Here is a 25848-nt window from a genome sequence, read left to right on the forward strand (position 1 = left end):
GGTACAATGATCAAGAGGCCTTCATTCTTCGGGTTTGCCCTCGGTCCAAGTGGCCTGCTGATTGTAGAGCGGCACTGTCGAAATCGCCATTTTCGCTGATCCGTCAACGACTTCGCGCGAATGGATCAGGTAGATCAACGTATCATTCTTCTTGTCGTAGATGCGGTTGACGACCAGGCTCTTCCAGATCAGCGACAGGCCAGCCTTGAACACTTCCTCGCCGTTTTCATCGAGATCGATGTCGCCGATGACGATGGGCCCGGTCTGGCGGCAGGCGATCGACGAGTTGGACGGGTCTTCGAACCAGTTGCCATTGCGAAGGCGGTCGATCACGCCACGCTCGAAATAGGTGACATGGCAGGTCACGCCCTGAACCTTCGGATCAGGCACCGCATCGATGACGATGTCATTGCCGGTCCAGTCGACACCGACCTCACCGACCCGGTCTGCGGCGTTGGCCGGTGCGGCCAGGCACACAAGGGCGATTACGGCGGAAGCAATAGACGATCTCATGGCGACACTCCTTTGTCTCGCAAGGACAATTGGATAGTGCGGCATGTGGTTTCAACGGCTGCTCAGGAAATCCTGTTATCGGCGATGTCGAGATGCGTGAAGGTTTCGGCGCCTGATACTGTCAGGTCGCCCGTCACCTTCTCGATCCAGCGGTAGCCGGCGACGGCCGCTTCCTTGATGCCGGAGAAGATGTTTTGCCGTATTGAGGCCTGCCCCGCGCCTTCGACGATGGTGGCGGCAATGCCGACCTGCGCATTGCGGATCACATTCCCCGTGACGTTGACGTCGCGGAGATACGGCCCCCAGCCGATCAGCATGCCCCAGCGTGGCGCATTCTCGATGACATTTCCCATGACGGATGCATCCGATTCGGCCTCGATGCCAATGCCGAAGAGGGCGTCTTCTTGTTCATAAGGTGCAGTCAGTTTGAGATTGCGGATCAGGTTGCCGCTGATCACTGCCAGGCGTCCGCCCTCGTTGAAATTGACGGATAGGATGCCGTTGGCGGCACCATCGATGATGTTGTTGGAGATGACAGCGCCGTCGAAGCCGAATTCGGAATAGATCGCTGTCTCGCCGGAACCAAGGCACTGGTTCGACGTGATCTGCACATTGGAGCCTGCATTGGAACGGATCGCCGTGAAGGCGCAGTCGGAGACATAGTTGTTGGCGATCTGCACGCCATCGGCGCGGAAGACGTTGATACCATTGCCATATTCACCGGTGCCGCCCGACTTCGCCAGGATGCGCGATATGCGGTTGCCCGATACGATCGTGCCGTCATGACCCTTGGTCCAGCGATGGACGAGAATGCCACCATCGCCGCAATCCCGGACGACATTGTCACGAATCGCAAAGTCTCGGCTTTCCACGGCATAGACAGCGCTCGCCACCGCGCCTGAGATCGTATTGCCGTCGATCCTCCCGCCGCAACGCTCCGCCCAGACCGCGAATTTCTGCGCGCCGAGGATTTCGCAGCGCTCGAGCGTCAGATCCTCGACCTGCTGGAAGGTCATGAGCCCCGGCTGATCATCAGCCAGCCATCTATTGGCGCCGTCGATGGTGATATCGGTCAGCGCCACCCGCTTTCCGCCCATCGCCCGCATGAACTGGCCCTCACCGGAGTAGGCGAGCTTCGTCGCACCGGGCACGCCCGAAATCCGGATATTCGCCGGCAGGTCGATATTGCTCAACCGATAAATGCCGGGCGGCAGAAAGACCGGCATGTTCCGGGCTGATGCATCGCGCAGCAGCCGATTGAATGCCTTGGCATCCGCGCCCAAGGCATCGGGTACAACGCCATAGTGCGATGCGTCGAGTCCGCCACGAAAGTCGGCGGCGGCGAAAAGCGGATCCCGGTTCTTCGCCTGCGCCGCAACGGGCAGGGCGACAAGGCCGGCAAGGAGACTGCGACGGGTGATCGTGTGGGTCATGCCGGGTTATCAGCAAGGAGCGTGCCACGCGGATCCGTGCCAGAATGGAGCATTTTTGCAGGCGGTGCAGGGCTTCCAGAGTCGCAAGCTACACGCCAGACGACCATGCGATGACGAAGCTGGTATGAAACCGGGATTCGCCGCCATGACGACGCGCAGCTTGATCAGCCTTGCAGCTCTCCTTGCATCCAGCCTCATCCTTCCGGGCTGCGTGATCAACAGTGTCAACGATTTCGACGTCTACGATTCGAGCACGGTCAATCCCGATCGCTTCGTGCAACAGACGCGGCCGGTCTGGGATCGACCGCCGGTCAAGTCGAAGCGTCTGCCGCTTTATGAGGGCGATCTCGAAACCGCCCAGGTCGAGACGGTCGCAACGACGCATGTGACGACAGAGGTCGAATATCCGGCCACCAATGTCGTGACGCGGACGGATCCCTTCACGACCAACACCGTGCCGCGCCCCGGCAGCCGCTATGGTCAGCTCGACGATGCCGGCCATTGGCTCCCCGCCATCCCGACCGACAAGGTTTCCGGCCAATATCTCCGCCGTGAGGTGCGCTACGACGGCGGCGAACGGCCCGGCACCATTGTCGTCGATACGCGCGCGCGTCATCTCTACCTCGTGCTCGAAGGCAATCGCGCGATCCGCTACGGCGTGGGCATCGGCCGGATGGGTTATGGCTGGAAGGGCACTGGCGTGATCAAGTTCAAGAAGACCTGGCCGCGCTGGACGCCGTCGGAAAACTATGTGGCGGACAAGCCGGAGATGAAGCTGTTCTCAGCCAGCTATGGCGGTCTGGTCGGCGGCATCAACAACCCACTCGGCGCCCGCGCGCTCTACATCTTCCAAGGTGGAAAAGACACGCTCTATCGCATCCACGGCACGCCGGACTGGAAGTCGGTCGGCAAGCAGGTTTCGTCCGGCTGCATCCGCATGTTCAACCAGGATGTCATCGACCTCTACAACAGGGTCGAGAACGGCGCCGAGATCATCGTCAAATGATGGTCAGGCAGCTGCGAGGTTCGTCTTCAAGGACTTGAGCGCGTCGCGCAGCGTCTCGATCTCCGCCAAGCTGCAGCCGACCGCCTTGCAAATTTCCATGAGAATGCGCTCGGCCACCGGTTTCTTCGACTGGCCCAGCGGCGTGAGCCGGATCACGACCTGGCGCTCGTCCTCGGCGCTACGCTCACGCCTGATATACCCGGTCTTCTCCAGCCGCTTGAGCAGGGGAGACAGTGTGCCGGTATCGAGACCCATGGCGGCACAGATATCCGTCACCCGTGCCTCGGGCGACTGCCACAGGAACAGCATCACCAGATATTGCGGATAGGTCACGTCTAGCTCCGCAAGCAGCGGCTTGTAGAACTTGGTGAAGGCATGCGACGCGGAATAGATCGCGAAGCACAGCTGGTTTTCGAGCGCGAGCGCATCCCTGGACATGGCGGACTCCGTATTCCCGGAAAAACTCTGTTTTTCCTGGCCGCCATCATAGCGCCAGAGAAAAAACTTTCAAAATTATATTGTGCAAAATATTATTGTGTGCAATATAAAAATCACCACACGAAAGGAGACCCTGTCATGCCCATCCTCTATCGCACCAGCGCTACCTCCACCGGCGGCCGTTCCGGCTCGTCCAAGTCGTCTGACGGCAATCTCGCCGTCACGCTCACAACCCCGACGGAACTCGGCGGCGACGGCGCCACCGGCACCAATCCCGAACAGCTTTTCGCGGCCGGCTATTCCGCCTGCTTCCTCGGCGCTCTGAAATTTGTTGCCGGCCAGGCCAAGGTGAAGCTCTCGCCTGAAACCACGGTCACCGCCCATGTCGGCATCGGCCCGCGCGAAGACGGCGGCGGCTTCGGCATCGAGGTGAACCTGGTTGCCGATATCCCGGGCGTCGACCCCGCTGTCGCGCAGGATCTGGTGGCCAAGGCCCATATCGTCTGCCCCTACAGCCACGCCATGCGCACTGCGACGGAGGTCCAGGTCTCGCTCGCACAGACGGCTGCAGCCGCCTAACCCATTTGGGGGAAGCGAAACAGCAGGCGACCAAATATCATCGTGATTCGATGGAGATGCGGCGGGGGTATCCGGCGGCTTCGCAGATGCGAGCCGCCGGGTTCATTTGCTTTGTGCGTCGGCTGCTGTTCAGTGCCGAAGCCTATACGGAGGTCATCGCCGCCCGGGTTCACCAGCGGCGGACCGACGATGGTTGTGGCGGATTTCGTGTTGTGATGAGTGGCATGACCGGCGGTGCGTCGGTGACGCGCCGCCGGCCGTCCTCAGCGGTTTGCCGCCTGTGAGGCGAAGAAGGCCTCGGGGTCGTCGACCTCGATCAGCTTCTTCTTCTCGATTTGCCAGAAGCGGTTTCCGACATTTCGGATGAAGCTGCGATCGTGTGAGACGAGCAGGCAACTCGCCTCGTTTTCGAGCAGTTCGTCTTCCAAGGCCTCCTGTCCCTCGATATCGAGATGGTTGGTCGGCTCGTCGAGCAGATAGAAATTCGGGTTGGTCAACCTGAGCACCAGCATGCCGAGCCGCGCCTTCTGGCCGCCTGACAGGTTGCGGATCGCCTTGACCTGCAGGTCAAGCCCGATACCGGCACCCGCGAGCAATGATCGGATACGAGGATCGCCGAGTTCAAAGCGAGCGTTGAGCACATGGAATGGCGTATCGGCATCGGCGAGATCGACAAGCGCCTGGTCTCCGTAGCCGAGCACGACCGTCGGCGTGACCCTAATTCCGGACGCGCCGGTTTCGAGACTGGCGATCGCTGCCTTCAACTGGGCCACCAGCCGTGTCTTGCCGGCGCCGTTCGGGCCAAGCAGCACAATCCGGTCTCCCTGACAGATCACTTGCTTGCCGGTGCGGAAGAGGGCGGTTCCATCAGGCGTCGAGACCGTGACATCGTCGATCGAGACCAGCACCTTGGCATGGGTGCCACGGTTGGAGAGGCGGATCGCACCGGCCGAGCGCTCCTTGTGTGATGGTCGTGCCTGGGCTTCTATCTTCGCCGCTCGCTCCCTGAGCTGCTTGGTCTTCACCACCAGCAGGTCGCTGCCGGAATTGATGCCGATATTGTTGAGCTTCGCCGCCTGCCGCCGCAACTGATCGGCCGTCTTCATCTCCCTTTCGAATTGGCGCGCGTCGGCGGTATCGGCCTCGTCGAGCGCCGCGCGCGCCCGGGAATAGGGGAGCGCAAAGACCGGCGATTTCTCGCCGCGCAGGAAAAGTGTGCGGTTGGTTACGGCATCGAGGAAGGCGCGGTCATGGCTTGCCATGATCACCGGCATGTCGCGCGGCAGAGTGGCCAGCCAGTCCTCGACCTGGGCGATCTTGGCGAGGTCGAGATGGTTGGTCGGCTCGTCCAGCAGCAGGACATCGGGTTCGGTCACCGCGACGCGGGCGATGAGCGCAATGCGCTGCCAGCCACCACTAAGTTGCCCGAGTGGACGATTTCGGAGTTCCTCACTGACGCCGAGCGAGTCGAGTACGATATCGACTCGCCAGCTTTCATTCTCGGCCTGGTCATCCGGCAGTGCCAATTGGACGGCGCGATAGAAGGGCTCGGCCAGCAGCCTCTCCGGCATACTCTGTTCGACGAAGCCGAGTGTGACGCCGCGCGAGCGGGTGATTTCGCCTGTGGTGGGTTCGACGTGGCCGGCAATCGCGCGCAGCAGCGTCGACTTGCCCCGCCCATTGGCGGCGACGATGCCGAGCCGGTCGCCGGCATTGAGCGTGAGATTGAGGTTAACGAAGAGCGGCGCACCGAGCGTGACGCCAAGATTGCGGATACTGATGATGGACATGGAGAGTCTCTGGTCTGGCATGCAATCGGGCGCATTTCGGGCGCGGTCACGGCATTGCACTTGGGAAGATATAACGGCTCGATAAGCCGTCGCCACGATGGGCAGACCAGGAAGTCTTGTTCTGGTCAGCCCTGCAAACGCATTTGCAGGGCCTGGACGGGGCCACGCTGGCGATGGTGCCGGATAAAGGTCATGCGTGGCTCTCCTTTCGTAAAGTGGGAAATATCACGGCTATGCCGCCCCGGCAATATTGCTTCGTTTCAGAACGGCGTCGCGAAGCGCCGATCTCGGGTTCAGCGTCGGCGCCCTGTCAAACTGCCGAGAATGCCGCGGACGATCGCGCCACCGATCGCCGTCGCTGCAGCGCGCGCGGCAGACTTCATCGCCGCTTCCACCACGGTTTCGCGCTGGTAGCCCGACTTCTTCTGCTGCCTGACTTCGGGCTGAGCATCGTCGTTTGTGCCAAAGCCGGGCAGCGTCCAGCCGCCGATCGTGCCGGTGGTCTTGGGTTGTTCCTGCTGCTGCTCTTGCTGGTCGGGCTGTTGTTGTTGCTGAACGGCTTGCTCGGCCTTCTTGGTCAGAATCTCGAAGGCGGATTCGCGGTCGAAATCCTCGTCATAGAGCCCTTTCACCGGGCTCACGTCCATGACCTGCTTGCGTTCGGCATCGGTGATCGGACCGAGACGCGAGGAGGGCGGGCGGATCAATGTGCGCTCGACAACCGAGGGCGCGCCCTTGGTCTCGATGGTGGAGACCAGCGCTTCGCCGGTGCCGAGCGTGGTGATGACGGTGGCGCAGTCGAAATCGGGATTGGGGCGGAACGTGTCGGCCGCCGTCTTCACTGCCTTCTGTTCCAGCGGCGTATAGGCGCGCAACGCATGCTGCACACGGTTGCCGAGCTGGGCGAGCACCGTAGGCGGGACATCCATCGGGTTCTGTGTGACGAAATAGACGCCGATACCCTTGGATCGGATGAGCCGAACCACCTGCTCGACCCGTTCGACGAGCACGCGCGGTGCGTCGTTGAACAGAAGATGCGCCTCGTCGAAGAAGAAGACCAGCTTCGGCTTTTCGGGATCGCCTACCTCTGGAAGCTCCTCAAACAGCTCCGACAGCAGCCAGAGCAGGAAGGTCGCATAGAGCCGCGGATTCATCATCAGCTTGTCGGCGGCCAGCACCGAGATCGCGCCTCGGCCGTCATTGGTCGTGCGCATGATGTCTGAAATCTTGAGTGCCGGTTCCGAGAAGAATTTCGCCGCCCCCTGCTGTTCGAGAATCAGCAGTTCGCGCTGGATCGAGCCGACCGAGGCCTTGGAGATGAAGCCGAACTTGTTGGAGAATTCCGATGCGTTCTCGCCCATATAGTTGAGCAGTGCCTGGAAATCCTTGAGATCGAGCAGCGGCAACCCGCCTTCGTCGGCAATTTTGAACGCGATGTTGATCACGCCTTCCTGCGCGTCCGAAGCGTTGATGAGGCGCGACAGCAGGAGCGGTCCCATTTCGGTCAGTGTCGTGCGGACGCGGTGGCCCTTCTCGCCATAGAGGTCCCAGAAGATGACCGGGAATTCCTGAAAGTCGTAGTCGGAGAAGCCGATATCCTTGGCGCGCTTGTCGAGGAAGTCCTTGAACTCGCCCATGGCGGCGATGCCCGAAAGGTCGCCCTTCACGTCTGCGCAGAAGACCGGTACGCCGGCATTGGAGAATCCTTCGGCCATGATCTGCAACGAGACCGTCTTGCCCGTGCCTGTTGCGCCTGTGACGAGGCCATGGCGGTTGCCGTATTTGAGGTCGAGATATTCCGGCTTGTTGATCGAATCATCCGGCTTGCGGCTGGTCCCGAGATAGATCTTGCCTTGTTCCAGCATTCTTTTCTCCCACGCCGCCTTGTCCGCCGGGCGGCCTCGTTGAATTCCTGTCAGGCTGTTATAGGGTGTGCGCAAGGACCCGACAACCGTTGTCGGAGTCGCGGTCCGCGCAATTTTTTCAGCGGCTTGGCGTCTCCCAATTGCCAATGTCGAAACGTTTGAATAGGCAGGTTTGGAGCAGTATATGGAGGAAGCCATGAACGACATTATCCGTCAGATCTCGGAAGCGACCGGTATCCAACCCAATGTTGCCGAGAAGGCTTTGGGTCTGATGCTTGGCTTCCTGGAAAAGGAAGGCGAGGACGGCCCAGTGCAGAAGATGCTCGCGGCAATTCCGGGTGCCAAGGACCTCATCTCGCAATATGGCGGCGACGGCTCCGGTGGCTTCCTGTCGGGCCTCGCCGGCGGCGGCATCATGGGCCTCGGTCAGCAGCTGATGGGCCAGGGCCTCGGCATGGGCGAGATCACGGCACTCGCCAAGCAGACGATCGGGCTCGCCCGGCAATATGCAGGCGATCAGGTGGTCGACGAAGTCGTGGCCTCGATCCCCGGCCTCGGCCAGTTCGTCTAGCCGCGTAGACGTCTCATTTCTGGCAAGGATTCGACCGGCCCGGGAATTTACCCGTGGCCGGTTTTCCTGTATCTGAAACGTCATTCCGTATTGCCGCGGCTGCTGAACCCTGGGCAAACGGAGAATTATCATGCTCAATCAACTGGAACGGTCCGGTATCGCGCAGGTGCGCGTGGCGGATCATCTCGTCCATTCGGTCACCGCCGTCGGTGAACCTGAGGGTCAGAAGCGGCGCGCCTATGCCGATCTCGCCGACGCGCTGCCGTCAAAGGCCGCTTGTGCGGAAATCGGCGCGACCATCCATGACATCGCCACGACGCCGGACTTCCATCCCGGAAAGCCGGTGCCCGTTGGCGTGGTTGCCGATATCGAAGGCGCGGTGCTGCCGCACATGATCGGCAACGATATCGGCTGCGGCATGCGGATGATCGTGATCGAGGGGCAGGGCGCGTGCGACCTGCCGGACACGCTCGACGGTCATCTCAGGCACATCTACTTCCAGGGCGGCCGTGATCTCGCGCTGTCCGGACGCAACCGCCATGCGCTGCTGCGTGACGGCCTTCCCGGCCTGTTCGAGAGTTTTGCTGCCGGCCGGAAGGGTTTGCTCGCCAAGCTCGACCTCGCGGCCAGCTGGGCCGACCTCGACCGCTGCGCCGATGCCGGTGTCTTCGAGGCGTCCGATGTCGATCCGGACTTCGACCACTACGCCGCGCTCGATGATGGCTTCCGCCACGATGCCATGCTCGGCTCGATCGGCGGCGGCAATCATTTCGTCGAGATCGGCCGCGTCGATCGCATTGCCGATGCCGCCTTTGCCGCGGCGCTCGGCATCAGCGCCGACGCGCTTGTCGTCGTCGTCCATTCGGGTTCGCTGGATTTCGGTCAGCGGATCGGCTCGGCAACGCGCGAGAAACTGCAGGCGCTGAAATGCAAGCGGCTGGATCACCGCCTGTTGTCGCGGCAGGCCGATCCCGAGCTCTATCGGCGTTTCGTGGTGGGCCAAGCCAACGCCGTCAATGCGGCCTTCGCCAACCGCTTCTTCATCGCTGTCGAAGCGGCTGAGGCGCTGTCGCGGGCCCTTGGCCGCGACCTTTCGTTCCGAACGATCTATGACGCGCCCCACAACGCGATCTGGATCGGCAAGGAACGCGCGCTCCACCGCAAGGGCGCCTGCCCGGCGCGGGGCGTCGGATCGCTAACCGAGGCACGACTGCAATGGTTCGGCGAGCCCGTCATCCTGCCGGGCTCGATGGGCGATGGTTCGTGGCTGCTTTCGGGAACCGGCTCCGCCGACACGCTGCAATCCTCCGCCCACGGCGCCGGCCGCCGCCTGTCGCGACAGGAGGCACGCCACGCGCCGGATACGCTTTCGAAACTGCGTATTGTCGGTCCCGTCGACCTCAACAGCCCGGCGATCCGCGCGCGCCCGGATGTCGCGTCCGAGGCAAAGGCAAGGCTGATGGAGGAGGCGCCGTCGGCCTACCGGCCGATCGACGATGTCGTCGACGCCATGTGCGACGCCGGCATGGTCCGCCGCGCCGTCCGCATCCGGCCGATGCTGACGGTCAAGGGATAACGAAGGCGCCGCGAGCTGATCGCGGCGCCTTTCGGAATTCGTTTGCTCGAGTTATTCGGCCCCGCTTTGGCCGTCGTCGGCGTCGTCCTTGTCGTCATCTTTGGGTTTGCGGACGCGGATCAGGTCGTTGCTCATCTCGGTGCCGAGTTCGACAGCGCCATTCTTCTTGTTGACCACGCAGACCACGGCGGCGCGGCCCTTAACTTCCTTCGACCGACCATAGACGATGGCGAGGCCAAAATTCTCGCTGCCGATGGGGTCGACCGCCACCTGCGGCTTGCGGAACATGTCCCGTGCGGCATCGGCGCATTTCTGCTCGACCTCGGCGTTGAACTGCTTCCAGGCGTCCGGGCTGGAGGCGTGGGCCCCGGTACCAGCGGATAGGACCGCCGCGATCGTCGCAACGGGCAGAATAACTGATTTCATCGTCGAACCTCCGGTTGATAGCTGCGTTTTCCCTATGTCCGTCCGCGCCGGCAATATCGTTTCTAGACGGTCGATGTGACGGAATTTATTCGTGGAAACCCGTTGCTATGTAGGCGGGGCAAACCTATGTTCCAACCCACCCCACCTGATGATAATCAAATGAAGGAGACACCGCCATGGCTTTCGAATTGCCACCGCTCCCATACGACTATGAAGCGCTCGCGCCCTACATGTCGAAAGAGACCCTCGAATATCACCACGACAAGCATCATCAGGCCTATGTGACCAACGGCAACAAGCTTGCCGAAGAAGCCGGCATGGCCAACCTCTCGCTCGAAGAGGTCGTTGTGCAGTCGTTCGGCAAGAATGCCGGCCTGTTCAACAATGCCGGTCAGCATTACAACCACATCCACTTCTGGAAGTGGATGAAGAAGGGCGGCGGCGGCAAGAGCCTGCCGGGCGCGCTGCAGAAGGCGGTCGATTCCGACCTCGGCGGCTACGACAAGTTCAAGGCGGATTTCGTTGCCGCCGGCACGACCCAGTTCGGCTCCGGTTGGGCGTGGCTGTCGGTCAAGAACGGCAAGCTCGAAATCTCCAAGACCCCGAATGGCGAAAACCCGCTCGTCCATGGCGCGAAGCCGATCCTCGGCGTCGATGTCTGGGAACATTCCTATTACATCGACTATCGCAACCTGCGTCCGAAATATCTCGAAGCCTTCGTCGACAACCTGATCAACTGGGACTATGTCCTTGAAATGTATGAAGCCGCTTCCAAGTAAGCGCTTCAGAAATTGATTCTTGTCAACTCCGCAAGTCCTTGGTCTTGCGGAGTTTTTTATGGCTTGGTGGAATTGGTCTCCCAGCCGTCCATCCAGAGCTTGCGCAGCCTGTCGCCTTCGCCGGTGAAGCGATCCGGAAGTGCCGCGCCCTCCGTGATGCGGTCGGCCCGGAAGTTGCGCAGCCCGTTCCTCAATTCGCACCAGGCGACCATCACCGAGTGGGCGGAGTAGTAGATGAGCGCGATCGGCCGCACCGTTCGTTCGGTCGTCCGGCCCTGTTCGTCCTGATAGGCGATATGCAGCTTCCGCTCGTCCCGGATGGCTGATCGAACGAGGGCCAGATCGATGCCATCGGGTTCTGGCATCACGGTGCCCCAGGCATGGATGGCCTCCGAGGTCAGCGACTGCCGGAGCGGTAGCGGCATGGCGCCGGCGATCTTATCGTTCACCGATTTTGCCGCCTTGCGCAGCGCCAGATCGCCGGTGCGCTGGAGCAACGCCAACGCGAGCACGATCGCTTCGGTTTCCTCGATCGAAAACATCAGCGGCGGCAGGTGGAAGCCAGGCCGCAGGATATAGCCGATGCCGCGTCCGCCCTCGATCGGTACCCGCATCGCCTGCAGCGCCACGATATCCCGATAGATCGAGCGCGGTGTGACCTCGAGCCGCTCGGCGATCTGTGCGGCGGTTATCGGGCGGTCAGCCAGTCGCAGAATCTGGATGATTTCAAAGAGGCGTGAGGCCTTGCGCACCGGCTGCTCCGTTCGTTCCATTTACTCGGTAATCGCATCACAACTGACACAATGCTGTCAGTTGCCATCCGCTATATCGCCTCGCAACACACTGAAAAAAAAGAATACCTACGCTTGGCGCAGCTCTTTCAGGAACCGGCAACTGACATGGAATACTCGCAAAACCTCTGGATTTTCGCTACGCTCCTCTTTGGTATCATCGTCGTCCCCGGCATGGACATGATCTTCGTACTCGGCAATGCGCTCGCGGGCGGTGCACGCGCGGGACTGGCCGCAATCCTCGGCATCATGGGTGGCGGCATCGTGCATACGATCATCGGCACGCTGGGCGTAACGGTGCTGACTGTCCTGATCCCGCAACTCTTCCTGCCGATGCTGCTGCTCGGCGCTGCCTACATGACCTGGGTCGGAATCGGGCTGATGCGCAGCTCGATCATCGTCGACAGGGTGGAGGGGGCGACCGCACCCTCACAGTTCACGACGTTCTGGCGCGGTTTTCTGACCTGCATGCTCAACCCCAAGGCCTGGCTCTTCATCCTAGCCGTCTATCCGCAGTTCATGAAGCCGCAATATGGCCCGATTGCGCAGCAGGCAGTCGTCATGGGCCTGATGACGATCGTGGTGCAGTTCCTGATTTATGGAGCGATTGCGTTGGGCGCGAGCCGGGTGCGGGTTCTTCTTACCGGCAACGCCACCGCAACGGTCATGGTCGGCCGGGCTGCCGGCGCCCTGATCGTGTTGGCCGCGCTGTTTACGGCGTGGCGGGGCTGGATCGAGTTGTCCGCGTGAACGCGCCTTCACTTGCGAGCAACGCGCCGAGTGCGGCCAGCAGAATGACAGGCGTCAGCGGCAGTCCCGCCTTGCCCAGTGGCAGCATGGCGATCGGAAGTACCGCGATCAGCAGCATCAGGACACGGAGATGGAACGGCGGATTTCTGTCCCCGGCAGCCATGGGCCACAACGCGGCGAACGCCGCCACGGCGCCGAAATCATAGGCGACGGAATAGGGGGTTATGAGGAAGGTAGCCAGAAGTGTCGCGAAGGCGCGTGCATGGAAGTCCGTGACTTTCCAGAGACTGAGGGCGAACAGTGCGACACCGGCAGCGGCGAAGGGCAGGTGGAGCAGGAGGGCTGTGTCGGCCGTCACTCCAAAGCTCCGGGCCGAGCCGAAGGCCGAGCCCATCATGAACGGGAAGTCGCCGCCCAGCGTATTCATGATTTCGGTCTGGTAGGGCGCGACAAGGGAGACGTAGCCGATCCAGCTTTCCGTGCCGAAGGCAAGCACGGACATCGAAAGCAGCGCCGCCGTCGTCACTGTCGCGGCAAGGATGACCCGCCAGCGTCCTTCCGCGATGAGCAGGATCGGCAGCAGAAAGCCAAGCTGCGGTTTGCATGTGAGCACACCGAGCAGAATGCCGGCCAGCAGCGGGTTGCGAGCGCGGAGTGCCAGCCCGGCAACCATCAGAGCCGCCGTGAGGAAGCCGTTCTGCGTCGAGACCAGATTGGCAACGATAAAGGGTGACAACAGCAGCACGGCCATCAGCGACCACTTGGCCTCAATGGTTGCCAGGGAAAGGAGATAGAGAGAAAGCGTCAGTCCGAGAAACAGCGCCATCGCAGGAAGGAACTGCATCAGACCCAGCGGTACCAGCGGAAGCGCCGCGTGCGGGGGATAGCTCCAGTTGTGCCAGGGATAGTCGGCGCCAAATATGGCCTTCATCTCATCGAAATAGGCTGCAGGCGGACCGAAAAGTCGCATCGCATTGCCCTCGATTGCGAGCTTTCCCGCCATCCAGTAGTTGGCGAAGTCCTTGTTTTTGACTTGGAATGGAAGATCCGCCACCCGGTGGTCCTGCCAGCTGAGCAGGATAGCGATGATGATCGAGAAGCCCGCGACAAGCAGCCCTGAGAGCAGAAAGGATCGGACAGGGGTGTCGAAGCGCATGATCATCTATCGTCGACCGTATCGTTACGACTTTAGAAGACGATCTGTTACCGAATATTGAACAACAGACCCCGCGGGCCTTAAATGTTCTATTTAACGGCAGTCTCGAAAGGTTCTGTCTTAAGCTCTTGAATAATCTGAGCGATTGACAGCTTTCAAATGCTCGTCATCACTCAAATGTTATTTTCAATCGATCGACTCTATGGGATGGTGGCCGCGTCGTGAATTGGAGCCCGATTTTGCAAGGGCCGTCACAGGGGAGAACCAGGACGATGATCAAGCGCATACTGGCCGCGGCCGTACTCTGTCTTATCGGGGCGACCGCGGTCGTCTCCGCCGAAAACCAGCATGAGAACCGCAAAGCTGCGATGAAGAAGATCGGCGGCGCCGTGGGCGGACTGGTCGCCATCGCCAAGGGCGAAAAGGATTATGATGCTGAGGTCGTCAAGGCATCGCTGACGACGATCAAGGAGACCATCACGGTCTTCCCGACCTATTTCCCGCCCGGCTCGGAGAATGACGACAAGGTTGCCAGCCCGACGATCTGGGAAAACAAGGCGGACTTCGAAGCCAAGGCAGCCAAGCTCGCCAGCGATGCCGACGCGCTGCTGGCACAGCTCCCAGCCGACGCGGCAGCCGTGGGTGCCGCCATGGGCACGCTCGGCCAGAATTGCGGTGCCTGCCACCAGGCCTACCGCCTCAAGGAATAGCTCCCTCCAAAACGGATCGGTCGTCGGGCGCGAGCGCCCGGCGACTGTGCCATCGATGGGCTGGTGCAAAACACCATTCACTGGCACTATTCGATCAGCCAACTGGAGGGACGGCCGTGGCCGGAAAGATCGTCAAGATTTTCGGAACCCTCGTCGCGCTCGGCGCGATCGGAGCAGGGGCCTTTCTCTATATTACCCGGCCCCAGCCGCATCCCGCCTCCTTCTGGGAAAGTGCCGGCACGCCCGATGCCAAGAATGGCGAGCTTGTCTTTGCCATGGGCGGCTGCGTCAGCTGTCACAAGGCGCCGAACGCGACCGGTGAGGCGGAGCTCGTGCTGGCCGGCGGCCTTGGTCTCGGCAGCCCTTTCGGCAAATTCTATGTGCCGAACATCTCGCCCGATGAGAAGGCCGGCATCGGTGCGTGGACGCTTGCGCAATTCGGTGATGCGCTGACCCGCGGGGTCGGGCCGAACGGGGAACATCTCTATCCGTCGCTGCCCTACGGCTCCTATGCGCGGATGACCGCCAAGGACGTGAGCGACCTCTTCGCCTATATCAAGACATTGCCGAAGAGCGACAATGTCGCGCCGCCACATGAATTGGGTTTTCCGTTCAACATCAGGCTGGCGCTCGGGGGATGGAAGTTTCTCTATCTCAACGAGGTGCCGCGTGTGACGCTCACCTCCGCCGACGCGAAGCTGAAGCGTGGTCAATATATCGTCGAGGGACCGGGCCATTGCGGCGAATGCCATACGCCGCGCGACGCCATGGGCGGCTTTCTCGCCGACATGTGGCTGGCGGGTGCGCCCAATCCGGAGGGCAAGGGCAAGATTCCCAACATCACGCCGGAGGGCTCGATTGCTTCTTGGAGCGAAGCCGACATTGTGACGTATCTCAAGGACGGCAATACGCCGGACTTCGATTTCGTCGGCGGCTCGATGGCCGAGGTGCAGAAGAACATGGCAAAGCTGCCGGCCGAAGATCGCGAAGCAATCGCGGCCTATCTCAAGGCGATCCCCGGGCACAAGAGTGCCCAGGTCACGCCATAAGCGATCACTCGCTTAATTCGTGATACGGACGGGCGTCTTGGACGACGCTTGTCCGATCGCTTCAAAAGCCGCGACAAGCGCCGCCGTGTCGTCAGCTTCGAAGTAGTCCTCGGTGCCCGTCGCGCAATATTTCAGCAAAGCCTGGCCCTTGTCCGGAGCCATGAATGCGATGCTAAACACGCGGACATTGTCGCCGCGCGCCTTGTCGCACCATTTCTTTGTCTGGGTGTCGTCGCTGGGGTCGTTGTTGTCGCCGTCCGTCATGAAGACGATGTATTTTCCTGGGTCTTCCTCGCCGTTCATCTTCTTATGTGCGTTGTTTTCGCTTTGTGGCTTAATGCTGTTGTAGGCTGTCTTGAAGGCGTTAGTCGAATTGGTGCCGCCATCGGCTTCAAGATCCTTCACATAGGCTTGGACGGCCGCCGAGCCCCAATCGAGCGGTTCGGGGGTGTGAGACTCGCTGCTATAGGATATGGCGCCCAGCCGAATGTACTTTTGTTCGGGATCGATCGTGTTGAATTGATCCACCATCATGTCCGTTGCCAGCTTCAGCGATTCGATTTTGGTGTATTTCTTGGTGCACGGATACGCGCCCGTCTTATTCCAATTGTTGGTATAGCAGGTCGCCGTATAGGTCGTATCGGTATCCCAAGCCATCGATCCCGAGCGGTCCAGGACGAGATACATCGAGAATGGGTTCTTCGTCTCCACACTGGTGCCTTCGATCACGCTGGCGTTGACTGCCACCGCGACTGTGTCCTTGCCGAGAATTCTGAGAAAGGACGTATTGAGGTTGGCCCGAACCGTAGCGGTTATGCCATTGGCGGTTTTGTCGATAACGACGCTATTCGTATCAAGCGTATAAGCACCAGAAATGGTCGCCTCGGCCGCAAGCCAGTTGGACAACTGTTGCTTCAGTGCGTCGTCGTCCTTGGTTCCCATGTCCTTAACCGCGGCAACCAGCGCGGCGTCGAGGCTGCTCTGGATTTCTCGATGGAGATTCAACGCACGGATATAGTCTACGCCGGCGCCCATCGCCCCCAGCAGGGGTATGCTGATGATGGCGAAGGACATGGCGAGATTGCCGGCGCGGTCCGTCATGAACCGGCGGCAAGTATTCTTTAGTCTAGTCCTAAGACGGGCGGCGCTAGCGATCATGGCTGGCTTCCTCGTTATGATGAGGTAATTAACCACCGCAAACGCTAAGGGGGAGTAAACCAAACGGCCGAAGCCGACGAAATGGCCGTTTTTTGTGCAGGTTTGCCGAACCTCACAGGTATGAAGGTTAATGACAGCTTATCGGAAACTGACAATTCTCAAAAAGTAATATTATAATACAGGCGAGAACAGTCGCCTTGCTTCCATTTGGGACGCACATGTCTCATTGTGTTCGTCCCGTTACTTTCAGCGCGAAAGCATATTCGTGAGCAATCTCCTCGAGTCGCTGAAAACGGCCCGACGCACCGCCGTGGCCGGCGCCCATATTGGTCTTGAGCAGGATCGGATTGTCGCTCGTCGAATGGTCGCGAAGCCGTGCAACCCATTTCGTCGGTTCCCAATAGGTGACGCGCGGATCGGTGAGGCCCGAGAGCACCAGGATCGGCGGATAGGGCTTGGCGCCGACATTGTCGTAGGGCGAATAGGAAGCGATGTTGCGGTAGGCCTCCTGGGATTCGATCGGATTGCCCCATTCGGGCCATTCGGGCGGGGTGAGCGGCAGCGTATCATCCAGCATCGTATTGAGCACGTCGACGAAGGGCACCGCGGCAATCACGCCGCCGAATTTTTCCGGCGCCATATTGGCGATCGCGCCCATCAGCATGCCGCCGGCCGAACCGCCTTCGGCGACGATGCGGTCGTAAGAAGTGAAGTTCTCCTTCACCAGATGGTCGGCCGCGGCGATGAAGTCTCTGAAGGTGTTGGTCTTTTGCTTCATCTTGCCGTTCTCGTACCAGGCGAAGCCCTTGTCCTTGCCGCCGCGGATATGGGCGACGGCGTAGACGAAGCCGCGATTGACCAGCGACAGCGCATTGGTCGAGAACGAGGCCGGGATCGAGATGCCATAGGCGCCATAGCCATAAAGCAGGCAGGGCGCGGAGCCGTCGAGCGCGGTATTCGTGCGATAGAGCAGGGTGACCGGCACCAGTTCGCCATCTGGTGCGGGGGCGAAGATGCGGCGGGTGACATAATCCTCGATCGTATGGCCGGAGGGAACTTCCTGCGTCTTGAGCAGTACGCGCTCACGCGTCCGCATGTTGTAGTCGTAGAGCTGCGACGGCGTGGTCATCGACGAATAGGTGAAGCGGATCCAGTCGGTATCATATTCGAGCGAACCGCCGAGGCCGAGCGAATAGGCTTCCTCGTCGAAGGCGATGGCGTGGTCCTCGCCGCTGATCCGGTCACGGATCATGATCCGCGGCAGGCCCTCGTGCCGTTCCATCCAGATGAGATGGCCCTTGAAAGCGCCATGCGACAGGATGAGAGTGCCCGGACGATGCGGCACGACCTCGGTCCAGTTCTCCTTGCCCGGCGCGGAAACCGGCGCCTGCATGATCTTGAAATCCTTGGCGTCGCCGTCATTGGTGAGGATGTAGAAGACGTCGCCGCCCGAGGTCAGCTCGTATTCGATGCCTTCCTTTCGTTCGGCAACCAGTTTCGGCTCGGCCGCCGGGTCATTGGCCGGAATGATCCAGTTTTCCGACGTTTCGTGGTCATGGATGTCGATGAAGATGTAATCATCGAGCAGCGAGCCGCCGACGCCCATGAAAAAGCCGGCATCTTCTTCCTCGAAGACCAAACGGTCGGCCGATTGCGGCGTGCCGAGTATATGATGGAAGATTTTTGACGGGCGGTGGTTCTCGTCGAGCATCGAATAGAAGAAGCTCTTGCCGTCGGGTGCCCAGACGCCGCCACCGCCGGTGTTCTCGACAACATCATCGAGATCGCGGCCCGTCGCGAAATCACGGATCTTGAGCGTGAAATATTCGGAACCCTTGTCGTCGTAGCCCCAGAGGCCCTTGTCATGCTGCGGGGCATGGTCGAGGCCGGAAATGCGGCAATAGTCCTTGCCTTCGGCTTCGCGGTCGCCGTTGAGCAGCACTTCCTTGAGGCCGTCGCTTTCGCGCGGGGTGCGAAAATAGTGCGCCTGCTCGCCGCCGGTGACGTAAAGCGTGCCATAGGCATAAGGGCCGTCCTTCATCGGCACGGAGGAATCGTCTTCCTTGATGCGGGCCCGCATTTCCTTGAAGAGTTCCTTCTGCAGGTCCTCGGTATCGGCCATTGCCGCCTTCTCATAGGCGTTCTCGGCTTCGAGATGGGCGCGGATCTCGGGATCGAGGATCGACGGGTCCTTGAACATCGCCTGCCAGTTGTCGGCCCTCAGCCAGGCATATTCGTCCGTCCGCGTGATGCCGTGACGAGTGTCTGAAACTGGCTTCTGGGCGGCGCGGGGAGGGGTCGGCAGGGAATTGGAAAAGGGCAAGGCGGCGAACTCCGGATCATTTGCGACCCGAGATGTAGTGTGCTTCGGCGACGCCGCCAAGCCCGGACGGCGTGATGCGGGTCAGATCTTGATCGCCAGCCGTAATCCGCCCCAGTGGCGACCGCGGACGGTGATCGGCGCAGAAATGTCCTTCATCATCACGAAATTGCCGCCGCCCATATCGCGGCGGTAGGTCTGGACGAGGAATGGCTCGGTGGAACGGCCGGCGGCGAGCCCGACACGATCGTTGAAAATGCGGCGGTTGCGGCAGTTCGCGGTGTTCCAGACATTGTCTGCGGGACGCTGCGGCTGGGCGAATTTTGCATTGTGGGTCGGCAGATAGCCCTGGTCGTCAATGGCGACGCAGAAGGCGACCCGGTCGGAGAGTTTGAGAGCGGGCTCCTGGAGGCCGGGCAGGATCGCGTCCGTGAGTTCGGTGAAGCGCGCCATGTGCTGGACGGGATCGGTGCCGGGGATCGGCTTGTATTTTCGATCGAAGAGGTCGTCGAGGCGGATGCGGCCGCCCGAAACAGCGTGTTCGAAGGCATCCGAAATGGCGTTTGCCACGCTCTGGGCCTCGACAATCCAGGGCGTGTCTTCGGTTTCGACGCCGGCGCTCGCCGTCAACTGGATGAGGCGCTCCGAAAGGGAGACGACCTTGCCCGTGCGGCCCGCGGCACCCTGCAGAACAGCACCTGACTTGACGATGTCGCTGGACACTTCGGACAGGGTTGCGACGAAGGTTTCGCACTGCTTGTCGATGCGGCTCGCGATCTCGGCGACCGAATGCGAGGAATCGAGAATGCCATGCATGGCGCCTTCGAGGGCACCAAAACTCTCGTTCACGGAACCCGACGAGCGTTCGACGCTTGCCGCGGATTTCATCGCGCGGGCGCCGGCTTCGTTGAGCGAGAGGATCTTCGCCTTCAGGCCATTCAGCACGCCCTGGATGCTCGCCGTCGTCTGGGACGTCTGGAGCGAGAGGGCGCGGATTTCGCTGGCGACGACGGCAAAACCCTTGCCGGCCTCGCCGGCGCGGGCAGCTTCGATCGCGGCGTTGAGTGCGAGAAGGTTGGTCTGTCGGGCGATCTGGGCAATCTCGGCGGCGAGCTTGTCGACATCGGAGAGCGCGCCCGAAAACGTTTCGATCTCGCTGGACATAGTGCCGCTGGTCTGGGCCAGCAGCTTGATGTCGGCGATCGATTGCGAGAGTTCGGTCGAGGAACGGCTGAGCACGGCCCGTGCCTCGACGGCGCTGGCATCCGTGCGGCCAAGCGTCCCGGCAACGTCGCCGGTGCCGGATGCGATCGCGCTGGCGCTCTTGACGATGTCAGCGAAGACGGTCTCGTGACGGCTGGAGACGGCGGCGACATCGGAGATCGCGCCCGAAATATCAACAAGATCGACACCGAGCGAGGCCGCTTCATGCGCGAGCGTGCGGATGATCACGCTCAAATCCGGCCCCGAGGTGGGTTGGAGCGTGGCGTCGGCGGGCACTGCTGTCTCAACGGCGTGGAGCATAGCTATTTCCGGAAATGCTTGATCAGACATTAGTGAATGAACATGATTAACCAGTGGTAAAGTGTGTCGCGGCCATGCAATCAGCAGGCGGACGACCGAACGGCGCGTTGCCGGCGCGCGGGACGGCGACGTGACCTTCGCCCACATCAATCAGCCCGGCTATGCCGCGGGCCAGGGTGTCGCCGAGGGTAGTGTCGCGCTCAGGAAACCCGGGTTCGCGTTCGTCCTGCTCAAGGATGCCGCGGAGCCGGCTGCCCAGTCGCTTCATTCGTCAGTCCTCGACAAGTGGTCACACCTCCTCGTTCACGCGGGCGGTTCCGCCCCGTGGTTTGACCATGCACGTCTCCCGATTCCCCGCTTTCGCATAGGATGTCGGCCGGGGCACGAAACCGTGCCACGTTAGGTATGACTGCCTCGCGGCAGTCGATAAGGCCCGTTTCCGTGCCCCGTTCGGTGGTTTTTCCCGCGCAACTCCGGTCCCTCTGCGTCATCGAATGCCCCGGGGTGGCGGAAGCCGAGTTAGCCTTGGCCTCCACGCCCACGATGTTCCTCCGTCCTCCATCGCTGGCAGTCCGGAAGTGCCGGTCCATCACCCCCGGCTGGCATTCGAATGCCTCCTATGCCTCACAGGCACGCCAGGCCCTTTTTCAGGCCTGAGGAGGACCATTTTCTGCACGGGCCCTGGCATGGAGCTTTGCGTCGTCTCCCCACACCAGGCACCGGTCCCGCCTCGACGCATCGCCATGCGTGGTAGCCGATGCGGGACGGGAGTGATTATCGCATGGCTGGAGGGGGCGGAGAAAAATGGTGGTAATTTATTGGGATAATTGAATAATGCGCAGAATTTTTTGTAGCCTTCATACCCCCCCAAGCGCGCCCAAGCACGATGTTGGCGGTCTGGTCGACTTGATGCGACTGCCGAACGAGACCTGCGAAGTGCCTCGTTCCGGTATCGTTTGGAGGAAGCAGTCGCGGGCCGGGGACTGTGACTGGCCGCCGATCAGCGTTGGGCCACCTTCCGCAACAATTGCGCCAATCTTTCCGTCTCGTGGTCACCGGCGAGTTTTGTGCCGAGATGCCGCTCGATCGCGGCGCCATAGACCGGCCACATGCGTTTCTGGAGATCGAGGCCAGATTCGGTGGCGTGAATGCGCTGGCCGCGGCCGTCGCTCTCGTGGGCCTCGCGGCTGACATGTCCCGCCTTTTCCAGACGGTCGAGCAGGCGTGAGACATTGTGCTGGGCGAGCAGCAGGCGATCCTCGAACTCCATGGGGCGGAGCCCGTCGGGCGCGGCGCGGCGGAGTTCCAGCAGCACGTCGTACCAAGCGAGCGGCGGGAAGCCCGCGGCTTTGAGGTCGGCCTCAATCGAGGTCATCGCCCTCTGATGGGCACGTACGAGGGCGATCCAGGCATCAGTGGTGGCGTCGGAGGGCATTTTCTTTGCGGTCATGGCTCCATTATCCATATTCATGCAGATGCATCAAGCTTGACAAAAGATGCGTATGCATTCATATAGATGCAAATGCATTAATATGGAGCATGCAATGTCAAAGACCCTGAAACTCATATCCTTCGATCTTTGCCCCTATGTGCAACGCGCCTCGATCGCGCTTGCCGAGAAGAATGTCCCCTTCGAGCGGATCAATGTCGATCTCGCCGACAAGCCGGACTGGTTCCGCAAGATCTCGCCGTTGGGCAAGGTACCGCTTCTAATGGTTGGCGAAGAGGTGTTGTTCGAGAGCGCCGTCATCGTCGAATATCTCGACGAGACGGTCGAGCCGAAGCTGCATCCGAGCGATGCGCTCACCCGCGCGCGTCATCGCGCCTGGATGGAGTTCGGCTCATCGATCCTTGCGAATATCTGGACGATCGAGACGGCCGAGGACCGTTCGGCTTTCGATCACGCGGTAACGGCAGTGTCCGAGAAGTTCGCCCGCATCGAGGATCAGCTCGGCGAGGGGCCGTTCTTCGCCGGCGCCCGGTTCAGCCTGGTTGACGCGGTCTTCGCGCCGGTGTTCCGCTATTTCGAGGTGTTCGAGCAACGGGTCGATCTCGGCACGTTTGCGGGCAAGCCGAAACTGGTCGCGTGGCGCAAGGCGCTGGCCGGGCGTGACAGCGTGAAGGCGGCGGTCGTGGCTGACTATGCCGACCGGCTGCTCGCCTTCGTGGCCAAGCAGGACGGTGTGCTGGCTGGAGTGCTTGCTGCGCGGCAGGCAGCGTGACCTGGATTGAGGGCGCGAGGATCCCGCGCCCTTCGGCGGCTAAACCGGCAACATCTCGACGAGGCTGAGAGCGAGAGTTGTCGAGGGTGCTGCTGTGATGCTGGCATCCAGCAGACCCGGAATGAGCGGCACTTTGGGATTCCCACCCTGCCGCCGCAACGCGAACAGAGGTTGACGCTGCAATGCCGGAATGAACAGCAGCTCGGAATATGTGTGGTCGATAGAGGAGACCTCGATCGGCCATGTCGTCTGTACCGGTGCGCCCTTTCTTACGAAGCGCGAACCAAGGATCGGGACTGGCGACGGGCTGTCGAACTCGAAAAAGAATAGGCCGAGCTTCAGGAGATGGCGGGCGAGGGCGCCACTGGACGAGCGGATCAGTTCGCGATCGCGCGCCAGAATGATGCGGCCGCCTGCAAGCCGCTTTCGGGACGTTGGGACAAGGATGAGCGGATGGACCTTGCCGTCGACGTCGACGCCGAGCGATATGGCCTGACGGCGAGCATGCTGGTCGAGCAGGTCAAGATGGCCGGGCGACATCATGTCCGGGGTTAGGTGTGCCCTTGGCAGTATGCGGGTCGTCCTTCCCGGGTGCATTGCCGCGACAGCCGTCGGGACGATGACCATGCCCGTCGCGCGATCGGCGAAGCCGAGCTGTCTCAAGACGTTGCGCATGGTTTCGGAAGCCGTGACGTCGAGATATTCCACGTCCGGATCTTTCATCAGCCGGCGCATGAAGAGCGTGGTCAACCATTCGTTGCCGGGGCGCATATAGAGTGCGGCGAGATTGATGACCTTGTGCGGAACAGCCTCGTAGGCCGTGCGCATGCCGGGAATTGACAGGCAAATGCCAATTTCCTGTCCGTTCGCGGACGCAATGTGTCCGATGATGCCGTCCCAGCGCTTCTCCGTATAGGACAGCAATTCTACGACGCTGGCGTTCCAGAATTCCCTCGAATGGAGCCGAAAACCCTCACTGAGTAGGGACACCGCCACATGCAGGTCGGTTCTCATGATCGGACGGAGTTTCATCGGTTCAGGCTCGCTCTCTCAAATACTGCCGCGATTGTGCAGGGTAGGATGTTCCGTCACGACTGCGGTGCGGCGGTCATCGCGACAGGCCTACGCGCAAGGACCAGCCGCTCGATGCCGGCAAGCGTATCGATTTCAAGAATATCGAAATCCTCGTCGGCAAGGTCGATGCCATAGGCGGTTTCGAGCGTGATCAGGACCTCGGTCGCGCCGAGGGAATCGAGCAGCCCGGATGAGAACAGGCTTTCATGGTCGCCGACTGCGGCCAGGCCGCGTTCGGCGAGATTGGCGAGAATGGCCTTCCGGATCCGCGCGCTTGCGAAATCATGCATGACGTTTTGTCCTGTTCGCTAGAATTTCTTCAGGTGGCGCAGCCTGCACGGCTCTGGCGTGAGCCGCCGCTTCGAGACGGGCAAGAAGCGCAGCCCGGTCGATCTTGCCGCTGGTATTGACCGGCAGGCTGTCCAGGATGTGGATCGCGCTCGGCACCATGTAGCGCGGCAGCGTCTCGAGCATCGCGGTCGTGATCACGTCGGCCGAGAGGGGGCTGGAGCAAAAGCCGACGAGGCCCTGGGCGGAACCATCCAGAACCGGCCAGGCCACAACGGCTACGGCTTCGCTCGCCGCGGCGTGGCGCAGGTGGGCCTCGATTTCCTCGAGTTCGATACGGTTGCCCTTGACCTTGACCTGATTGTCGGTGCGGCCGAGATGGTGGAAGACGCCATCGGCATCCCGCATGCCGAGGTCGCCCGTCATGTACCAGCGCCGGCCGTCGATCTCGCGGAAGCGCCGGGCCTGGTCGTCAGTTGCCTTGAAATAGTTGACGGCCAGCTGCGGCCCGGCAAGTGCGATTTCCCCGGGCTTGCCGTCTGCAACGGGACGGCGGTCGGCGTCGAGGATCGCCACTTGCATGGTGTCATAGGGCTTGCCGATCGCGACGATGCCGCGGTCCGCCGTCACGCGCGGCGGATCGGTCAATGTCTGGCGCAGGCAGATCACGGTCGCCTCGGCCGGGCCGTAGGCGTTCTCGACCACGCTGTTGGGCGCTGCTGCCGCCCACGCCTGGGCTGCGGCGACCGGCAGCGGCTCGCCACAGAAAATCGACAGTCGGAGGCTTGGAAACACGCCCGGCTTCAGCGCGCCGGTCCGGCGCATCATGGCCGCGAGGGTGGGGACCGACATCCAGGCCGTGATTTCTCTGGCGCGGACGAAGCGGCCCGGCGCCATCATCTCCAGGGCCGAGAGGACGTGCAGCGAGGCACCGGCTTCCGCAGTCAGGAAGAGATTGTGCACCGACAGATCGAAGGTGATGTCGTGGGTCTCCGCGACCCGGTCTTGCGGCGTCAGATTCGTCCAGGGCCGCGTCTCTTCGAGATAGTTTCTGAGCGACCCGGCGGAAATCATCACGCCCTTCGGCATGCCCGTCGTGCCCGACGTGAAGACGATATAAGCGAGATCCTCCGCCGTAACCGGGGCCGGAACGGCGAGGGGCGCGTCTTCGATGTCGCCGAGACGTATGATCTTCGGCTTCGCCGGCGCATCGACCGGATCGGCTTCGTCCGACAGGACGATCAGCTCCGGCGCGGCGTTCAACACGGCCGGCGTCAGCAGGCGGGCGCCATTGGCATCGACGACAAGCGCATCCAGTTCGAGGAATTCGAGGAGAGCCAGAATGCGGCTCTCGGGCGACTTGAGGCTGATCGGGACATAGGCGGCGCCGGCGAGACCGGAGGCGAGCATGCCGGCATAGGCCTCGTAACTGCGCGTTGCCAGAATGCCGACGCGGCGCGGCCGGCCATGGCGGGACAGGAGAGCGGCCAAACGTCCAACCGTATTGCCCATCTCGCGATAAGTCGCGTCACGACCGGCGTCCGAGTAGAACAACTGGTCGGCATGCTTGGTCGTGGAACGGATAAATCCCGCTGCAATATTGAAATTGTCCGCCATAGTCGCCCCGATGCGGTTGTGTAAGCCGAATGCTACTACGAGGCATATATGTATTGTCAAACAGAGCCCGGTTTTAACCTTAAGACGCAAGAACATATTTATTCACGCGGTCGTGAATGCAGGCCTTCCCTTGTCGCCGGTGCGTGCCCATTTCTGATCCGGTGAGATTTCTTGTCGGGGCAGTCGGCCGACGGCCAATCAGGCTGCCGCACG

Annotated in this window: 25 protein-coding genes; 9 read left to right on the plus strand and 16 right to left on the minus strand. The window is 61.3% G+C overall.

The genetic code is table 11. From position 1 onward, the window contains the following. Window positions 1-21: 21 nt before the first annotated feature. Window positions 22-513, minus strand: a complete 492-nt coding sequence (locus AC2YI2_RS06790; RefSeq protein ID WP_487385675.1) for a CreA family protein — start codon at window positions 511-513, stop codon at window positions 22-24. A 62-nt stretch (window positions 514-575) separates the two neighbouring features. Next, on the minus strand, window positions 576-1946 hold the full coding sequence (locus tag AC2YI2_RS06795; RefSeq protein ID WP_487385676.1) for a TIGR03808 family TAT-translocated repetitive protein: 1371 nt from the start codon (window positions 1944-1946) through the stop codon (window positions 576-578). A gap of 145 nt (window positions 1947-2091) precedes the next feature. On the opposite strand from AC2YI2_RS06795, the gene AC2YI2_RS06800 reads away from it, so the two are divergent. After that, on the plus strand, window positions 2092-2952 hold the full coding sequence (locus tag AC2YI2_RS06800) for a L,D-transpeptidase (RefSeq protein ID WP_487385677.1): 861 nt from the start codon (window positions 2092-2094) through the stop codon (window positions 2950-2952). 3 nt (window positions 2953-2955) lie between these two features. Here AC2YI2_RS06800 and AC2YI2_RS06805 read toward each other — a convergent pair whose 3' ends face one another. Continuing rightward, complete coding sequence (locus AC2YI2_RS06805; protein ID WP_487385678.1) at window positions 2956-3390, minus strand: MarR family winged helix-turn-helix transcriptional regulator; 435 nt, start codon at window positions 3388-3390, stop codon at window positions 2956-2958. Between the two features lie 138 nt (window positions 3391-3528). Between AC2YI2_RS06805 and AC2YI2_RS06810 the strand changes: the two genes are divergently transcribed. Further along, on the plus strand, window positions 3529-3969 hold the full coding sequence (locus AC2YI2_RS06810; protein ID WP_487385679.1) for an organic hydroperoxide resistance protein: 441 nt from the start codon (window positions 3529-3531) through the stop codon (window positions 3967-3969). A gap of 263 nt (window positions 3970-4232) precedes the next feature. On the opposite strand, the gene AC2YI2_RS06815 is transcribed toward AC2YI2_RS06810, so the two are convergent. Then, a complete protein-coding gene (locus AC2YI2_RS06815; RefSeq protein WP_487385680.1) occupies window positions 4233-5759 on the minus strand; it encodes an ABC-F family ATP-binding cassette domain-containing protein in 1527 nt (508 codons plus the stop codon). A gap of 293 nt (window positions 5760-6052) precedes the next feature. Beyond that, the gene (locus tag AC2YI2_RS06820) at window positions 6053-7624 is read right to left on the minus strand and encodes a helicase HerA-like C-terminal domain-containing protein (protein WP_487385681.1); all 1572 of its coding nucleotides are present in this window, start codon (window positions 7622-7624) and stop codon (window positions 6053-6055) included. 196 nt (window positions 7625-7820) lie between these two features. Here AC2YI2_RS06820 and AC2YI2_RS06825 point away from each other — a divergent pair, with 196 nt between their 5' ends. Both AC2YI2_RS06825 and AC2YI2_RS06830 read left to right on the plus strand, forming a co-directional pair. Next, window positions 7821-8195, plus strand: a complete 375-nt coding sequence (locus AC2YI2_RS06825; protein ID WP_487385682.1) for a hypothetical protein — start codon at window positions 7821-7823, stop codon at window positions 8193-8195. Between the two features lie 130 nt (window positions 8196-8325). After that, the gene (locus AC2YI2_RS06830; RefSeq protein WP_487385683.1) at window positions 8326-9771 is read left to right on the plus strand and encodes an RtcB family protein; all 1446 of its coding nucleotides are present in this window, start codon (window positions 8326-8328) and stop codon (window positions 9769-9771) included. Between the two features lie 51 nt (window positions 9772-9822). On the opposite strand, the gene AC2YI2_RS06835 is transcribed toward AC2YI2_RS06830, so the two are convergent. Then, window positions 9823-10197 (minus strand): hypothetical protein, encoded by a 375-nt coding sequence (locus AC2YI2_RS06835; protein ID WP_487385684.1) that lies wholly within the window; start codon window positions 10195-10197, stop codon window positions 9823-9825. Window positions 10198-10373: 176 nt separating this feature from the next. Between AC2YI2_RS06835 and AC2YI2_RS06840 the strand changes: the two genes are divergently transcribed. Further along, window positions 10374-10976: a superoxide dismutase gene (locus AC2YI2_RS06840; RefSeq protein WP_487385685.1), complete on the plus strand. Its 603-nt coding sequence runs from the start codon at window positions 10374-10376 to the stop codon at window positions 10974-10976. Window positions 10977-11032: 56 nt separating this feature from the next. On the opposite strand, the gene AC2YI2_RS06845 is transcribed toward AC2YI2_RS06840, so the two are convergent. After that, entirely contained in the window at window positions 11033-11728 is a 696-nt protein-coding gene (locus AC2YI2_RS06845) for a helix-turn-helix transcriptional regulator (protein WP_487385686.1), read from the minus strand. Window positions 11729-11875: 147 nt separating this feature from the next. On the opposite strand from AC2YI2_RS06845, the gene AC2YI2_RS06850 reads away from it, so the two are divergent. Continuing rightward, window positions 11876-12517 (plus strand): LysE family translocator, encoded by a 642-nt coding sequence (locus tag AC2YI2_RS06850; protein ID WP_487385687.1) that lies wholly within the window; start codon window positions 11876-11878, stop codon window positions 12515-12517. Here AC2YI2_RS06850 and AC2YI2_RS06855 read toward each other — a convergent pair. Next, complete coding sequence (locus AC2YI2_RS06855) at window positions 12480-13673, minus strand: glycosyltransferase family 87 protein (protein WP_487385688.1); 1194 nt, start codon at window positions 13671-13673, stop codon at window positions 12480-12482. The genes AC2YI2_RS06850 and AC2YI2_RS06855 overlap by 38 nt on opposite strands. A 272-nt stretch (window positions 13674-13945) precedes the next feature. Here AC2YI2_RS06855 and AC2YI2_RS06860 point away from each other — a divergent pair, with 272 nt between their 5' ends. Both AC2YI2_RS06860 and AC2YI2_RS06865 read left to right on the plus strand, forming a co-directional pair. Then, on the plus strand, window positions 13946-14383 hold the full coding sequence (locus tag AC2YI2_RS06860; protein ID WP_487385689.1) for a c-type cytochrome: 438 nt from the start codon (window positions 13946-13948) through the stop codon (window positions 14381-14383). Between the two features lie 116 nt (window positions 14384-14499). Further along, entirely contained in the window at window positions 14500-15432 is a 933-nt protein-coding gene (locus AC2YI2_RS06865; protein ID WP_487385690.1) for a c-type cytochrome, read from the plus strand. 12 nt (window positions 15433-15444) lie between these two features. Here the strand turns inward: AC2YI2_RS06865 and AC2YI2_RS06870 are convergent, their stop codons facing one another. The 5 genes from AC2YI2_RS06870 to AC2YI2_RS06890 form a co-directional block, all read right to left on the minus strand. Further along, window positions 15445-16533: a vWA domain-containing protein gene (locus tag AC2YI2_RS06870; RefSeq protein WP_487385691.1), complete on the minus strand. Its 1089-nt coding sequence runs from the start codon at window positions 16531-16533 to the stop codon at window positions 15445-15447. 280 nt (window positions 16534-16813) lie between these two features. Next, on the minus strand, window positions 16814-18913 hold the full coding sequence (locus AC2YI2_RS06875) for a S9 family peptidase (RefSeq protein WP_487385692.1): 2100 nt from the start codon (window positions 18911-18913) through the stop codon (window positions 16814-16816). 81 nt (window positions 18914-18994) lie between these two features. Continuing rightward, window positions 18995-20434, minus strand: a complete 1440-nt coding sequence (locus tag AC2YI2_RS06880) for a methyl-accepting chemotaxis protein (protein WP_487385693.1) — start codon at window positions 20432-20434, stop codon at window positions 18995-18997. Window positions 20435-20480: 46 nt separating this feature from the next. Then, window positions 20481-20702, minus strand: a complete 222-nt coding sequence (locus tag AC2YI2_RS06885; RefSeq protein ID WP_487385694.1) for a hypothetical protein — start codon at window positions 20700-20702, stop codon at window positions 20481-20483. Between the two features lie 732 nt (window positions 20703-21434). Then, the gene (locus tag AC2YI2_RS06890; protein ID WP_487385695.1) at window positions 21435-21884 is read right to left on the minus strand and encodes a MarR family winged helix-turn-helix transcriptional regulator; all 450 of its coding nucleotides are present in this window, start codon (window positions 21882-21884) and stop codon (window positions 21435-21437) included. 94 nt (window positions 21885-21978) lie between these two features. Between AC2YI2_RS06890 and AC2YI2_RS06895 the strand changes: the two genes are divergently transcribed. Further along, the gene (locus AC2YI2_RS06895; RefSeq protein ID WP_487385696.1) at window positions 21979-22656 is read left to right on the plus strand and encodes a glutathione S-transferase family protein; all 678 of its coding nucleotides are present in this window, start codon (window positions 21979-21981) and stop codon (window positions 22654-22656) included. A 39-nt stretch (window positions 22657-22695) separates the two neighbouring features. Here AC2YI2_RS06895 and AC2YI2_RS06900 read toward each other — a convergent pair whose 3' ends face one another. From AC2YI2_RS06900 to AC2YI2_RS06910, 3 genes are read right to left on the minus strand one after another with little or no spacing between them, the layout of a single operon-like run. Then, a complete protein-coding gene (locus AC2YI2_RS06900) occupies window positions 22696-23688 on the minus strand; it encodes a hypothetical protein (RefSeq protein ID WP_487385697.1) in 993 nt (330 codons plus the stop codon). A 56-nt stretch (window positions 23689-23744) separates the two neighbouring features. After that, window positions 23745-24020 carry an acyl carrier protein gene (locus AC2YI2_RS06905; protein ID WP_487385698.1) on the minus strand — a complete coding sequence of 92 codons (276 nt, stop codon included), beginning with the start codon at window positions 24018-24020 and terminating at the stop codon, window positions 23745-23747. Next, the gene (locus AC2YI2_RS06910) at window positions 24013-25635 is read right to left on the minus strand and encodes an AMP-binding protein (RefSeq protein ID WP_487385699.1); all 1623 of its coding nucleotides are present in this window, start codon (window positions 25633-25635) and stop codon (window positions 24013-24015) included. The genes AC2YI2_RS06905 and AC2YI2_RS06910 overlap by 8 nt, the downstream gene beginning before the upstream one ends. Window positions 25636-25848: the final 213 nt, after the last annotated feature.

The sequence above is a fragment of the Rhizobium sp. SRI_017 genome (genome assembly GCF_057586295.1).

Bases quoted from the DNA above. Each gene is read 5' to 3' on its own strand.
- AC2YI2_RS06890 (WP_487385695.1), bottom strand. From the start codon at position 21,884: ATGACCGCAAAGAAAATGCCCTCCGACGCCACCACTGATGCCTGGATC.
- AC2YI2_RS06815 (WP_487385680.1), bottom strand. From the start codon at position 5,759: ATGTCCATCATCAGTATCCGCAATCTTGGCGTCACGCTCGGTGCGCCG.
- AC2YI2_RS06840 (WP_487385685.1), top strand. From the start codon at position 10,374: ATGGCTTTCGAATTGCCACCGCTCCCATACGACTATGAAGCGCTCGCG.
- AC2YI2_RS06800 (WP_487385677.1), top strand. From the start codon at position 2,092: ATGACGACGCGCAGCTTGATCAGCCTTGCAGCTCTCCTTGCATCCAGC.
- AC2YI2_RS06790 (WP_487385675.1), bottom strand. From the start codon at position 513: ATGAGATCGTCTATTGCTTCCGCCGTAATCGCCCTTGTGTGCCTGGCC.
- AC2YI2_RS06795 (WP_487385676.1), bottom strand. From the start codon at position 1,946: ATGACCCACACGATCACCCGTCGCAGTCTCCTTGCCGGCCTTGTCGCC.
- AC2YI2_RS06825 (WP_487385682.1), top strand. From the start codon at position 7,821: ATGAACGACATTATCCGTCAGATCTCGGAAGCGACCGGTATCCAACCC.
- AC2YI2_RS06885 (WP_487385694.1), bottom strand. From the start codon at position 20,702: ATGAAGCGACTGGGCAGCCGGCTCCGCGGCATCCTTGAGCAGGACGAA.
- AC2YI2_RS06900 (WP_487385697.1), bottom strand. From the start codon at position 23,688: ATGAAACTCCGTCCGATCATGAGAACCGACCTGCATGTGGCGGTGTCC.
- AC2YI2_RS06870 (WP_487385691.1), bottom strand. From the start codon at position 16,533: ATGACGGACCGCGCCGGCAATCTCGCCATGTCCTTCGCCATCATCAGC.
- AC2YI2_RS06830 (WP_487385683.1), top strand. From the start codon at position 8,326: ATGCTCAATCAACTGGAACGGTCCGGTATCGCGCAGGTGCGCGTGGCG.
- AC2YI2_RS06820 (WP_487385681.1), bottom strand. From the start codon at position 7,624: ATGCTGGAACAAGGCAAGATCTATCTCGGGACCAGCCGCAAGCCGGAT.
- AC2YI2_RS06805 (WP_487385678.1), bottom strand. From the start codon at position 3,390: ATGTCCAGGGATGCGCTCGCGCTCGAAAACCAGCTGTGCTTCGCGATC.
- AC2YI2_RS06810 (WP_487385679.1), top strand. From the start codon at position 3,529: ATGCCCATCCTCTATCGCACCAGCGCTACCTCCACCGGCGGCCGTTCC.
- AC2YI2_RS06880 (WP_487385693.1), bottom strand. From the start codon at position 20,434: ATGCTCCACGCCGTTGAGACAGCAGTGCCCGCCGACGCCACGCTCCAA.
- AC2YI2_RS06860 (WP_487385689.1), top strand. From the start codon at position 13,946: ATGATCAAGCGCATACTGGCCGCGGCCGTACTCTGTCTTATCGGGGCG.
- AC2YI2_RS06850 (WP_487385687.1), top strand. From the start codon at position 11,876: ATGGAATACTCGCAAAACCTCTGGATTTTCGCTACGCTCCTCTTTGGT.
- AC2YI2_RS06905 (WP_487385698.1), bottom strand. From the start codon at position 24,020: ATGCATGATTTCGCAAGCGCGCGGATCCGGAAGGCCATTCTCGCCAAT.
- AC2YI2_RS06855 (WP_487385688.1), bottom strand. From the start codon at position 13,673: ATGCGCTTCGACACCCCTGTCCGATCCTTTCTGCTCTCAGGGCTGCTT.
- AC2YI2_RS06895 (WP_487385696.1), top strand. From the start codon at position 21,979: ATGTCAAAGACCCTGAAACTCATATCCTTCGATCTTTGCCCCTATGTG.
- AC2YI2_RS06910 (WP_487385699.1), bottom strand. From the start codon at position 25,635: ATGGCGGACAATTTCAATATTGCAGCGGGATTTATCCGTTCCACGACC.
- AC2YI2_RS06835 (WP_487385684.1), bottom strand. From the start codon at position 10,197: ATGAAATCAGTTATTCTGCCCGTTGCGACGATCGCGGCGGTCCTATCC.